At 46.7% G+C, this 12,624-nt stretch carries 13 protein-coding genes; 4 read left to right on the top strand and 9 right to left on the bottom strand.

All coding sequences use genetic code 11. The features are described 5' to 3' along the window. The first annotated feature begins 34 nt into the window (after positions 1 to 34). Positions 35 to 388, top strand: a complete 354-nt coding sequence (locus ACMXYS_RS17000) for a GFA family protein (RefSeq protein WP_415897187.1) — start codon at positions 35 to 37, stop codon at positions 386 to 388. A gap of 13 nt (positions 389 to 401) precedes the next feature. On the opposite strand, the gene ACMXYS_RS16995 is transcribed toward ACMXYS_RS17000, so the two are convergent. Both ACMXYS_RS16995 and ACMXYS_RS16990 read right to left on the bottom strand, forming a co-directional pair. Then, positions 402 to 524 (bottom strand): hypothetical protein, encoded by a 123-nt coding sequence (locus ACMXYS_RS16995; protein WP_415882883.1) that lies wholly within the window; start codon positions 522 to 524, stop codon positions 402 to 404. Positions 525 to 552: 28 nt separating this feature from the next. Further along, positions 553 to 1,782: a nucleoside recognition domain-containing protein gene (locus ACMXYS_RS16990; protein WP_415886293.1), complete on the bottom strand. Its 1,230-nt coding sequence runs from the start codon at positions 1,780 to 1,782 to the stop codon at positions 553 to 555. A 222-nt stretch (positions 1,783 to 2,004) separates the two neighbouring features. Between ACMXYS_RS16990 and ACMXYS_RS16985 the strand changes: the two genes are divergently transcribed. Next, on the top strand, positions 2,005 to 2,607 hold the full coding sequence (locus tag ACMXYS_RS16985) for a fasciclin domain-containing protein (protein ID WP_415897186.1): 603 nt from the start codon (positions 2,005 to 2,007) through the stop codon (positions 2,605 to 2,607). A gap of 47 nt (positions 2,608 to 2,654) precedes the next feature. Here ACMXYS_RS16985 and ACMXYS_RS16980 read toward each other — a convergent pair whose 3' ends face one another. The 3 genes from ACMXYS_RS16980 to ACMXYS_RS16970 all read right to left on the bottom strand — a co-directional run bounded on the left by ACMXYS_RS16980 (position 2,655) and on the right by ACMXYS_RS16970 (position 4,169). Further along, positions 2,655 to 3,155, bottom strand: coding sequence for a DUF6942 family protein (locus ACMXYS_RS16980; RefSeq protein WP_415897185.1), 501 nt, complete (start codon positions 3,153 to 3,155; stop codon positions 2,655 to 2,657). Between the two features lie 6 nt (positions 3,156 to 3,161). After that, positions 3,162 to 3,512 carry a ribbon-helix-helix domain-containing protein gene (locus ACMXYS_RS16975; protein ID WP_415882879.1) on the bottom strand — a complete coding sequence of 117 codons (351 nt, stop codon included), beginning with the start codon at positions 3,510 to 3,512 and terminating at the stop codon, positions 3,162 to 3,164. Positions 3,513 to 3,599: 87 nt separating this feature from the next. Further along, positions 3,600 to 4,169, bottom strand: coding sequence for a DJ-1/PfpI family protein (locus ACMXYS_RS16970; RefSeq protein ID WP_415897184.1), 570 nt, complete (start codon positions 4,167 to 4,169; stop codon positions 3,600 to 3,602). Positions 4,170 to 4,369: 200 nt separating this feature from the next. Between ACMXYS_RS16970 and ACMXYS_RS16965 the strand changes: the two genes are divergently transcribed. Then, positions 4,370 to 5,242 (top strand): AraC family transcriptional regulator, encoded by an 873-nt coding sequence (locus ACMXYS_RS16965; protein ID WP_415897183.1) that lies wholly within the window; start codon positions 4,370 to 4,372, stop codon positions 5,240 to 5,242. On the opposite strand, the gene ACMXYS_RS16960 is transcribed toward ACMXYS_RS16965, so the two are convergent. The 4 genes from ACMXYS_RS16960 to ACMXYS_RS16945 all read right to left on the bottom strand — a co-directional run bounded on the left by ACMXYS_RS16960 (position 5,211) and on the right by ACMXYS_RS16945 (position 9,731). Then, positions 5,211 to 5,969, bottom strand: coding sequence for a substrate-binding periplasmic protein (locus ACMXYS_RS16960; RefSeq protein ID WP_415882876.1), 759 nt, complete (start codon positions 5,967 to 5,969; stop codon positions 5,211 to 5,213). The genes ACMXYS_RS16965 and ACMXYS_RS16960 overlap by 32 nt on opposite strands. A 91-nt stretch (positions 5,970 to 6,060) precedes the next feature. Further along, the gene (gene uvrD / locus ACMXYS_RS16955; protein WP_415897182.1) at positions 6,061 to 8,274 is read right to left on the bottom strand and encodes a DNA helicase II; all 2,214 of its coding nucleotides are present in this window, start codon (positions 8,272 to 8,274) and stop codon (positions 6,061 to 6,063) included. Positions 8,275 to 8,446: 172 nt separating this feature from the next. Then, positions 8,447 to 9,406: a homoserine kinase gene (locus tag ACMXYS_RS16950; RefSeq protein WP_415897181.1), complete on the bottom strand. Its 960-nt coding sequence runs from the start codon at positions 9,404 to 9,406 to the stop codon at positions 8,447 to 8,449. Between the two features lie 46 nt (positions 9,407 to 9,452). Then, positions 9,453 to 9,731, bottom strand: coding sequence for a DUF2782 domain-containing protein (locus ACMXYS_RS16945; protein ID WP_415897180.1), 279 nt, complete (start codon positions 9,729 to 9,731; stop codon positions 9,453 to 9,455). Between the two features lie 93 nt (positions 9,732 to 9,824). On the opposite strand from ACMXYS_RS16945, the gene polA reads away from it, so the two are divergent. After that, positions 9,825 to 12,590, top strand: a complete 2,766-nt coding sequence (polA, locus tag ACMXYS_RS16940) for a DNA polymerase I (RefSeq protein ID WP_415897179.1) — start codon at positions 9,825 to 9,827, stop codon at positions 12,588 to 12,590. Positions 12,591 to 12,624 lie beyond the last annotated feature (34 nt).

The following is a 12,624-nucleotide window of genomic DNA, read 5'->3' as shown; positions in this document are numbered from 1 at the left end:
CGACCTTTGCTTAAACCAAGTGGAGGCGAGTGCTATGCCGGTGTATCAAGGCAGTTGTCATTGCGGCAACGTTAGATTCAGTTTTCATGCCCCAGAGATTGTCGAAGGTGTGCGTTGTAACTGCTCTATCTGCCAGAAGAAAGGCGCAATGATGGGTAACTTTGTAGTCGACCCTAGCGATATCGATATTCAGGTATCGGATGATTCCTTGGCAACTTATGAGTTCGCGACCCATATCGCCAAACATCATTTCTGTAAGCAATGCGGTATCTATACTTTCCATCAAACCTTGCGTAAACCCGGTCATTACCGCGTGCATCTAGGCTGTGTCGATGGTGTGGATGTGTTGGCACTACCTTACGAACTGATTGATGATGCTTCTTTGTAGGTTGGTTTATTTATTAGCCAAAGAACCAGTAACCCACAGTGATTGCAGCGATGATTCCTGCCAAATCGGCGGTTAAGCCGCAAGCAATGGCATGGCGAGTGTTTATGCCCGAGGTATAGAGTCTATAAGTATTCAAACTTTGGTTTTCTTCTGTTCTAGAAGTATTAACCGAAAAACCAATAACCCACAGTAATTGCGGCAATAATTCCCGCTAGATCTGCAGTAAGGCCACAAGCGATAGCATGGCGGGTATGCCTGATGCCAACCGCACCAAAATATACTGCCAGTACATAGAAGGTGGTTTCAGTTGAGCCTTGGACAACCGAGGCTAGGTAAGCTGCGAAAGAATCGACACCATGGGTATTCATGGTTTCCAGCATCATTGCCCGGGCGCCAGAGCCGGAAAATGGCTTCATAATCGCAGTGGGCAGTGCATCAACAAAGCGGGTATCGGCGCCAAAGCTGGCAAAGCCTTCACGTAGTAACCAGATAAACCCCTCTAACGCGCCACTTTCCCTGAGTACGCCAATCGCCACCAGCATGGCGAGCAGATAAGGGATAATTTTAATCGCGACTTCAAATCCCTCTTTGGCGCCATCAATAAAGGTTTCGTAGATATTCACCCCTTTAAAGTGGGCGATACAGAGAAAGCCAATAATCGCTGAGAAAATCATTAAATTACCCACTAGCGATGATTGCCGTTGTAACTCGTCGATCGTTAGTGTCGTGAAATAGCCGATAAAAGCGAGTAATAGTGCAACAAATCCGCCGATATAGAGCAGAGTAACTCTTTCCCATAAACGGATTTTCTGTACAAAACTCACCGCTAATAAGCCAGCAAGTGTCGAGCAACAGGTTGCAATTAGAATAGGGATAAAGACCGACGTAGGGTCACTGGCACCTTGTTGCGCTCTATAGAGAAACACGGTGATCGGGAATAGCGTTACCGAGGAGGTGTTCAGTACCAGAAACAAAATCTGGGCATTAGTTGCGGTATCTTTATGTGGGTTTAAACTCTGTAGATCACGCATCGCCTTCAAACCTAAAGGCGTGGCGGCGTTATCTAAACCTAGAACATTGGCCGAGAGGTTCATTGTCATAGAGCCCATAGCTGGATGACCTTTTGGCACTTCTGGCATCAAACGGCTGAAAAGTGGACTTATTCCCCGTGCAAACTTATCCACAAGACCAGAGCTTTCTGCCAATTTCATTATGCCCAGCCAAAAAGCGAGGGTACCGATCAAGCCTATGGATAACTCCACCGAGAGCTTCGACATATCAAAGGTGGACTGCACCAAACGTTGAAATACTGCAGAATCATCTAGCCAAAGCCACTGATAGAGGGCCGCGCTAAAGGCGATTAGAAAAAAACTTAGCCAGATGCGATGAAGCATAAAAACCTTTTTAAATTTATCGCAATATCAGGGAGTTAAGTGGAGCCATTAAAAATAAGAATATTCTATTCACAGGCATAAAAACAGAAAAAGAAAATTTTGTTGTACGTTTTTTGATCTGCCTTTCAAAAACCTCCGTAGCACTGATTACGATGCACTTAAGCAAAATCTCATTGAGGCAGTAGAGGGCCTGCTTAAGGAATAAACGCGAGGAGAAGAACAATGAAAATTATAAAAACACTGGCCTGCTTTCTACTAGCTGTACCATTAATGGCGACCGCAGGTTCCTATTCAATGAAGAAAGATATTGTCGATGTCGCTGCGGGTAATGAGAGTTTCTCTACTTTAGTGACGGCGCTGAAAGCTGCTGACTTAGTCGGTGCCCTACAAGGCGATGGCCCCTATACGGTGTTTGCGCCAACCAATGACGCGTTCGCCAAGCTGCCAGAAGAAACTTTGGCTGACCTGTTAAAGCCTGAGAACAAAAAAGATCTACAAGCGGTACTTACCTACCATGTAGTAGCTGGAAAAGTGGATGCAAAAACTGCGATGGGGTTAACTGCAGCACCTTCTCTACAAGGTGAAAACATCGCGATCAGCTTAGCTGGTGGTAATGTGATGATTAATCAGGCGACTGTAGTCGCTGCTGATGTTGATGCAAGAAACGGTATTATCCATGTGATCGACACTGTGATTTTACCACCATCGCTTCAACAAGCGGCTGAAATCAATCGCATGACTGAGGATAACCCAACTGCTGCAGGTGCTAATCAGCAAACATTTAATATGAACTGGGAAAAGATTCAGAATCCGACTCTGAATTAAGTATTATCTTAGTTCTGCGAGATAATAAGCCCTGACTATTCAGGGCTTTAATCGCTTTCAGCAATTAGGTTTTTTACCAATCCAACCAACTGGCTGATTCTAGAGTTACTCAACTGACGGTAATCTAAGTAGGGGCAGACGATCAATTTTCTGCTTTTATCTATCGCAAAGTATGGATCTAACCAGAGCAAGTTTTCTAGCCCGAGTTCTTGGGCATAGGTTTTACCGGCAATTATATGGATACGATTTGGCTCTGCTAAATCTGGCTTTGAAAACAGCAGGGCCATTGGGCTTGCTGCCTGATACAGCGACTGATCGCGCAACATCTGCCAAGTCTTAAACTCTACGTTGCCTTGTAGCTCAAACAGAAATTTAGCGCTGACATTAAAAATCTTGCGCCAATGATTACCGGTTTGATCCGCAATATGCTTGATCTCACCCGAACTGAGTGGGCGAAGGTGATCGAGAGTAGGGTAAGGCTCGATCGATGGTCGATTGGCAATGTAGATCGCGATCTCAAACCCTTGAGCGCCGAATCCGACAGTCATAGAGGTTTAGTGACGCTTTTCGATTTCGTTACTTAAAATCGCATCAGCATCCAAAGAGCTGATCGCCACCGTTTCATTCGTTGGGATATCGCCCGACAGTTGCAACGCCAGGTAACGCATACAGCAAACTCTTAAGAATGAAGTGAAGTTACCTAAGTCGTGACCGGCATCGATCGATTCGTGGTAGAGGCGAGTTAGCATCTGCGGGATATTTAGATCATCCCGCTCTGCAATCGCTGTCAGGGTCGTCCAAAAATAGTTTTCCAGACGTACGCTGGTCACCATACCGTCAATACGGATTGAGCGGGTGCTGCTTTTCCAAAGTTCTGGTTCGGCATTAATAAACAGTTTGCACATAGCTCTCTCCACTGATTTGACTGTATAGGTAGCGACAAGCTGCTTTCGGGTTCAGGTTTGGGGAGAAAGCAGCTTGCGCTAATTCTATTACATAGTTAGCAAAACCATAAACTGTGCTAACCAAGCAGGGTGTGCTGGCCAAGCAGGGGCGGTGACTAGATTGCCATCAGTCACGGCAGCATCCAGTGGAATATCAGTGTAAGTACCGCCAGATTGATTAATCTCTGGGGCACACGCAGGGTATGCAGAGCAAGACTTACCTTCTAGAACGCCCGCAGCAGATAGCAGTTGCGCACCGTGGCAGATTGCAGCGACGGGTTTGTTCTCTTTAAAGAAGTGTTGCACCATCTCGATCACTTCTTGGTTTAAACGTAGATATTCTGGTGCTCGACCACCTGGTATTACCAGTGCGTCATAATCTTCAACATTAATATCTGCGAACGTCGCGTTTAGAGTGAAGTTGTGGCCACGCTTTTCGGTGTAGGTTTGATCACCTTCGAAGTCATGAATTGCTGTTGCAACTGTATCGCCGCTTACTTTCTCTGGGCATACCGCATCTACATGATGGCCAACCGTTAATAGGGTTTGAAACGGCACCATCGTTTCATAATCTTCGGTGAAATCACCGGTAATCATCAGAATCTTTTTGCTTTGCATTGTATTGGGCTCCCTTTTTTGGGCATTTTTATTTGAATGGCTGCTCAATACTTATCAAAGTAACAGGGCTTGGATTGGGGTAGGTATTAGCTGAATACTACATGGTAAAAAACTGACCAATACTTTTGTTGCATGGGAATTGCTAAGCTAGGCCCCTCCACTTAAATCCGATGGATGAAGGATGTTAAAGGCTGGTTTAGATGCAAAAGATTAAACACACCTTTTTTGAGAACAAACGCCTAGCGGCAATAGGGATTGAGCCGATCTCATTAGCCGATCTTTATCAGAAGCTGCCGGCCGTACCCGAACGGCTAGAGTTTTATATGCTGATTCTGGTGACCAAGGGGCAAGGGCAGCATTGCATCGATTTTATCGATTACGGCCTTAGGTCGGGCAATTTGTTGTTTGTACGACCGGGGCAGGTACAAGAGTGGAAGGATTACTGCGATTTGCAGGCGGAAGTCGTGCTGATTGATCCCGCAGCTTTACCGAATGATGAACGGGTGAAATCTAAAGGTGTGGATCTGTTGGCTCTGCAAGATTGGCAAAATTGCACGCTACTAACCGAGCTTTTACAGCAGGACATTCTACAATCGATTTCACGCTTAAAGCGTGATTTTGAAGAGTTTGATGGCTCAGAGTTAGATATCTCACTTCTGCGAAATGAACTATTGAATCTGCTTCTCCGCTTAGCTCGTTGGCAAAAGAAGGTCAGAGTTACCGATCAGGTCACGAGCCGCTCTCGCAAAACTTATCAATTGTTTAGCGATCTATTGCAGCAAGAGTACCGGACTGAGCATAGCCTGCGTTATTACGCTGAAAAGCTCGGTTACGCTCAGAGTACGTTGAGCCGCGCCTGCATTCAGGTTGAAGGGAGCAGTGCTAAGGTTGTGATTGATCGCCGTGTCGCATTGGAAGCCAAACGTATGTTGGCGCATAGCTCAGCTTCTGTTGCAGAGGTTGGTTACTGGTTAGGCTTTAGTGAAGCTACTAACTTTGTAAAATTCTTTCGCCGCATCGTGGGCGTTACACCGCAACAGTTTAGGGAGCAGCGTTCGGAACAGCGGCACTAATAGCGTTATGTTGGTTTAAGTATTTCTTTACGATCTGATCGCGTCGGCCACTACTAATCAGATTATCAATCGATTTATTGATTGGTTCTACCAAGTCTATACGAGCACGATGTATACGGATGTGTAAACTCGCTTCATCATGTATTGGGCCTGCTTCTAAGTATTTTTTTTGCGCAGAGGCATTAAAAATATCCTCGTTAACTATGCCAACGTCAGCTCGGCCTAAAGCCAAGGCGCGCATCAAGGTTGCTTCATTTTGAAAGTTGACCCTTTCTCCAAAATGCTCAGATCCTCGATAATCGAAGCCTCGGACAGTGGCGATAAGTTTATCGGATAGCTGTGAAAGCTTATTGATTTCAAAGGCTTTGCCTTTAGGAAACACAAACATGTCTCTGGTCCAGTAAAACTGTTTACTAAAAACTTGGATCTCTTGTTCTCTGGGGCGTGCCCGCCAAGCGGGGTTTGCGCAGCAGGCTAAATGATAGAGCTGATTTTCAAAACCTATGCGGCGTCGCATCGGAGGTACTGGTAACAGCTGAGGTTTGAGGCCTGCCCCTATTAGTATTGCTCTGAATAGGTCAGGATATATTCCGTGAGCTTGGCCATTCTTGATGATTGCTAAGGGTGAACGATCCTGATCATAGGTAGGCACTGTGATTACTTCAGCTGCACTAGTAAGGGTGCAAGCCAAAATCAGGGCAGCGAAGACACTCCAGAGTTTATACATATCCCCTCCGTCACCTTAAAAACCTCAACCGTTTAAGTATAAGGTGACTTTGGGGAATTCGCCTTCTTCAAGGCTTGGATATCATTGCTAGTTATAGCGGCGTTAGATTGGCAAAGCCAACCACCAGCCATTTACTGCCTTCGTAATCGAAATTAACCTGTACTCGGGCCTTAGGCCCTGAACCTTCAAAGTTAAGTACAGTGCCATCACCAAATTTGCTATGCATAACACGTTGACCCAGGGCAAGGTTGGTCTCTGGTACATCACTGCTGCTAAGAGAGCTACTACCAAATAAGCTACTGCCTTGGCTATCGTTATGACGGCTGGTCATTGGACGGCTAACGCTAGCGTTGAGGCGAACCTCTTCCATCAAATCGTTTGGAATTTCACCAATAAAGCGGGATGGTCGGTTGTAGTTATCTTGTCCGTGTAAACGACGGGATTCAGCGTAAGTGATAAACAGCTTCTGCATCGCACGGGTGATACCTACATAGCAGAGGCGACGTTCTTCCTCTAAACGGCCCGGCTCTTCCACAGACATCTTATGCGGAAACAAGCCTTCTTCTACACCGGCTAGGAACACCTGAGGGAATTCCAGACCTTTTGCAGAGTGAAGGGTCATTAGCTGCACACTGTCTTGGTAATCATCTGCTTGCGCATCACCGGCATCCAGCGCTGCTTGGTCTAAGAATGCCGCAAGTGGGGAGTTAAATTCCTCATCCAGAAATTCATCCCACTGGCTGTTGAACTGCTTCGCCGCAGTTACCAGCTCTTCCAAGTTTTCGATACGAGATTGGGCTTTTTCGCCTTTCTCTTTCTTGTGGTGTTCGATCAGACCTGAGTGTTGGATAACGTGCTCAGTCTGCTCGTGAAGCAAGGTATCTTCGGTATCTTGCGCCATCTGATTGATCAGATCTAAGAAAGCCTGCAGGGCATTGGAGGCACGCGCTGGTAGCTTCTTCAGTTCCACAATTTCGTTGGACGCGCGCCACATAGAGATTACTTGGCTACGAGCATGTTCACGGATAATTTCGATGGTACGTGTGCCTATACCACGTGTTGGTACATTGATGACACGCTCCATCGAGGTGTCATCGTCGCGGTTGCTTAGAAGGCGCATATAAGAAAGTGCGTTTTTGATCTCAAGGCGTTCATAGAAACGTTGGCCACCGTATATACGGTATGGCACGCCACTACGAATCAAGGCTTCCTCTAGTACTCGGGACTGGGCATTAGAGCGGTACAGAATCGCACACTCTTTACGGAGGTTGCCCTCTTGTACCCATTTTCCGATTTGATCGACGATAAAACGCGCTTCGTCTTGCTCGTTAAAGGCGGCATAAAGTGAGATTGGCTCGCCTTCACCAGAATCAGTATGTAGTTCTTTACCTAAACGACCTTGGTTGTTGCGTATGACTTCGTTGGCTGCGCGCAGAATCGTCTCTGTAGAGCGATAGTTTTGCTCTAGTTTGATCGTTTCTGTACCGGGGAAGTGAACCGGTAGATTTTGGATATTCTCAATCTTAGCGCCACGCCAGCCGTAGATAGATTGGTCATCATCGCCCACCGCCATCAGCTTTTTCTGGCCGCCGCATAATAGCTGCAGCCAGCCGTACTGAATGGTGTTGGTATCTTGGAACTCGTCCACCAGAATGTAGCGGAAGCGCTCTTGATAGTGCTCCAGTAGAGCTGGGTTCTTATCACGGAACAATTCAAGGGAGCGTAGTAAAAGCTCGCCAAAATCGATCATGCCGCCGCGTTCACAGGCTTGCTCGTATGCCTCGTACACCGCCACCATCTGACGGTCATTTAGGTCATGGCGTGGTTCGATGTGTTTAGCGCGCAGGCCATTATCTTTCTTATCGTTGATGTACCACTGGAATTGGCGAGCAGGCCAACGCTTATCGTCCAGATTCATCTCTTTGGCTAAACGTTTAATCAGACGCAGCTGATCGTCGCTGTCCATAATCTGGAAGTTTTCAGGCAAGCCTGCATCCTGCCAATGAGCGCGAAGTATACGGTGGGCCAAACCGTGGAAGGTGCCGACCCACATGCCTTGAGGATTGATACCTAAAAGCTTCTCAATACGGCCACGCATCTCTTTCGCCGCTTTGTTGGTGAACGTAACCGCCATAATAGAGTAGGGCGACATTCCTTCTGTCTGAATCAACCAAGCAATTCGGTGTACCAATACGCGGGTTTTACCTGAGCCTGCGCCGGCTAAAACCAGTAAGTTTTGTACCGGTGCGGTTACAGCATTGCGTTGGGCATCGTTCAGAGAATCGATAATGTGAGTTACGTCCATAGCGGCTTTCTGTTCACTGTATAAATAATCAGTGGCTGATTATAGCGGGTGTTAGCAAAAGAGGGCAGTGTTGATTTACGAAGGAGCCTGAGAACAAGTCCTATATGACTTTGTTATCCCTTTGGGGGTAGTCTTCCTAAGACTCCTTAGGAGTCTTAGGAAGAGAAGTCAACTATTTGGGAAGTTGACTAGGATTGTTACGGCGATAGATCAGGATCTGTTTTAGCTCTTCCGGATCTTTCAGCTTCTGCTCGCTGTTTTCATCCAACCATGGAATTAAGCGTGATAGCCAGAAACGCATCGCGGCAGTACAAGTTAGGACTGGCCAAGCTTTGTATTCATCAGGAGTGAAAGGACGGGCTTTAGCGTAGGCTTTTAGCAGTGCTTGCTCTCGTTCATTATCAATCGAGCCATCAGGTCGGCAGCACCAATCATTAGCCACGATCGCCAGATCAAATAGAAGATAGGCAGTAGCGGCGTTATAAAGATCTAAAACGGCACTGACTTCAGTTCCTTGGAACAGGACATTATCGTGGAACAGATCGCCATGAATGGTGCCCGCTTTAATATCACCCGGCTGCTCGCGAAGTTGATCAAAACGAGCTACCTCTTCCTGCAGCATGGTTTGATCATCTGCAGGTAGCTTGCTTTTAATCAGCTTGCTCTCTCTACGCCACCAGAACACACCGCGGTGGGCTTGGCGCTCAAGATAGAAATCTTCTGCAGCTACATGGAACTCGCCTAAAACCTTGCCAATCGCTGCGCAGTGCTCAGGTGTGAGTTCTTGCTGGCCAACATGCTCACCAAAGAAACGAGGCTGTAGCGCAGCAGGTTTCTTTTTCAGCTGTTTAAGGCCAATACCGTTTCGATCCTGAATGGCAAAAGGTACCGCGATATTTCGCTGCGATAGCCATTGGCAAAGCTCGACAAAGTAAGGTAGTTCTTCGTAGCTAAGCTCTTCAAATAAAGTGAGTACATACTCCGTCTCGACCTCATTATTTACGAGGGTGACAAAGTAGTTGGTATTTTCGATACCGCCATCAATACCTTTGTAACTGACCAACTCTCCTAAATCGTAATCTTTGAGGAATGTGGTTAGGTCAGTGTCATTAAGTTGCGTATATACAGCCAAGCGCGTTACTCACTTCGTAAAATTTAATTAGTTAGATCCTGCTGACTTACCAGCGGAACAGTACCCATTTAGGGATCAGCATTTGTGATTCTTCATGGCGAATAAATGCGCCGTCACCTGGTGCCGGAACCAGATAGTATTCTTTGCCGTTTTTGGGCACGACCTTAATCTCCTGAAGCTGACCATTTACGCGGTACTCGTAATAGGTTTTATCTTGTTCGTGGAAGATTGTGATCTGTGGTTCGTCTTCATCAACCAGCGGTGGAACTTCGGCATAAGCTACAGGTGTCACTGCAAGTAGTGCTGCTAATAGTAGCTTTTTCATTATTCTTTCCTCTTTCATGGCAAGATTTCTTTTGGCAAATGAGCATATCGACTATGATCGGGTTTTTGAAGAATAACCAACCCGGATTTCCTGATGAGCGAACAGCAGCAAGCCAACTCCTCTCCTTTAATTTTAGTCGACGGTTCCTCTTATTTATACCGTGCTTTTTTTGCTTCACAACAGGCTGACCTGCGAAATTCTGCGGGAATCCCAACAGGGGCGATCCGAGTTGTTACTTCAATGCTGAAAAGCTTGATCAAACAGTATCCAGAAAGCCCTATTGCGGTGATCTTTGATGCTAAAGGTAAAACATTCCGTGATGAGATCTACAGCGATTATAAAGCCCAGCGTCCACCGATGCCGGACGATCTTCGAAGTCAGGTAGAGCCGATCCACAACATCGTTAAAGCGTTGGGTATGCCGCTTATCGTAGAACCGGGTGTAGAGGCAGATGATGTGATCGGTACGATGGCGCGCGAAGCCAGCGCTCAAGGTATCGATACCCTGATCTCTACAGGCGATAAGGATATGGCGCAGCTGGTGGATCAACACGTAACGCTGATCAACACTATGACTGACACCATCATGGATATTGACGGTGTTAAAGAGAAGTTTGGTATTCCGCCAGAGTTGATCATCGATTACTTGGCATTGATGGGCGATAAAGTCGATAACATCCCAGGTGTTCCGGGCGTGGGTGAAAAGACGGCTTTGGCTTTGCTGCAAGGTCTCGGCGGTATTAAAGATCTTTACCAAAATCTAGATAAAATTGCTGATCTCGGTTTCCGTGGCTCGAAAACCATGGCGAAGAAACTAGAAGATAACCGTGAAGAAGCGGATCTATCTTACCTGCTGGCGACGATCAAAACTGATGTTGAATTACACGAAAAAGTCGAAGAGATCGTTAAGCCCGAGCCAAACAAAGAGCAGTTAATCGAGTTATACAAAGAATTTGAATTCAAGACATGGGTGCGTGAGTTGGAATCTGGCGAGAGTGGTGCTGCAATTGCTGCTGATCCGTCAGAACCATCTACTCCAGAAGCACCTAAAGATGTTGAATACACAACCGTGCTTACAGAAGCCGATCTAGATAGCTGGATTGAAAAGTTATCCACAGCCGAGCTTTTTGCCTTCGATACAGAAACAACCAGCTTGAACTATATGGAAGCTGAGCTGGTGGGTGTTTCTTTTGCGGTAGAACCGGGAAAGGCCGCTTATGTACCGGTTGCACATGATTACATGGGCGCGCCAGAGCAGATTAGTCGTGATGTTCTTTTGACTAAGCTGAAACCACTATTAGAAAGTGAAGATCACAAAAAGATCGGTCAGCATATTAAATACGATATGAATGTGTTGGCTCGTTACAATATCGATCTAAAAGGTGTGGCGTTCGATACTATGCTGGAATCCTACGTGTTGAACTCCACGGCAACGCGTCACGATATGGACAGCTTGGCTGATCGTTATCTGGGTGTGAAAACGGTTAAGTTCGAAGAGATCGCCGGTAAAGGTAAAAAACAGCTGACGTTCAACCAGATCGAGTTAGAGCAAGCAGCGCCTTATGCTGCGGAAGATGCGGATATCACCCTGCGTCTACATCAAGCGATCGATAGTCAGCTAAGCCAAGATGAAACACTAAGCAAAGTATTCAATGAGATCGAAAAACCGCTGATTCCAGTACTTTCACGCATCGAGCGTAACGGTGCTTTGGTTGATGCTTCGATGCTCGGTGAGCAAAGTATCGAACTGGCTGCACGTATGGTGGAGCTAGAGCGTGAAGCTTACGATATCGCCGGTAAAGAGTTTAATCTGGCGTCACCAAAGCAGTTGCAGCAGATTCTATTTGAAGAGCTGAATATCCCGGTGATCAAGAAAACGCCAAAAGGCGCACCATCGACTGCTGAGGAAGTACTTCAGGAGTTAGCATTGGAATATCCTCTGCCTAAGTTGATTCTTGAACACCGTAGCTTGAGCAAGCTTAAGTCAACTTACACCGATAAGCTTCCGCTAATGATCAGTCCAAGTACTGGACGCATTCATACCTCTTACCATCAAGCGGTGACAGCGACAGGGCGTCTATCTTCGACGGATCCAAACCTGCAGAACATTCCGGTACGTACTCAGGAAGGCCGCCGTATTCGTCACGCCTTCATCCCTCCAGAAGGCTATAAGGTTGTAGCTGCCGATTACTCGCAGATCGAACTGCGTATTATGGCGCATCTGTCTCAGGATCAGGGCTTGCTGGATGCTTTCTCTAAAGGTGCCGATATTCACCGTGCAACTGCAGCGGAAGTATTCAAAGTTGAACTCGATCAGGTCTCTGATGATCAGCGCCGTAGTGCTAAAGCGATCAACTTCGGTTTGATCTACGGTATGTCGGCGTTTGGTTTAGCGAAACAATTAGGTATCGCCCGTAAAGATGCGGCGCAGTATATCGAACACTATTTTGAGACTTATCCAGGTGTGCAGCACTATATGGATGATATCCGCACCAAAGCGCAGGAGCAGGGTTACGTTGAAACTCTGTTTGGTCGCCGTTTGTACTTGCCAGAGATTAAAGCGAAAAACGCGATGCGCCGTCAGGCTGCTGAACGTACCGCGATCAATGCGCCAATGCAGGGTACTGCCGCAGATATCATTAAACGCGCGATGGTGACGGTAGATGCTTGGTTAGCCGAATCCGATTTTGATGTCCGCATGATCATGCAAGTACACGATGAATTGGTCTTTGAAGTACGTGAAGATCAGGTAGATGCCTTTGTTGCTGAAGTGAAAGATCAAATGGCAGGAGCAGCCGATCTAGATGTACCGTTGCTAGTTGAAGCCGGTGTAGGTGAGAACTGGGAGCAGGCTCACTAAATCGAAGGGTTTTAACTGTATAGCGTAGCCTGCA

Origin of the sequence: Neptuniibacter sp. QD57_21 (assembly GCF_047778075.1) — a bacterium.
Taxonomy (GTDB): Bacteria; Pseudomonadota; Gammaproteobacteria; order Pseudomonadales; family Balneatricaceae; genus Neptuniibacter.
Note: the sequence above shows the minus strand (reverse complement) of the source record. Positions and strands in the feature narration are given on the sequence as shown.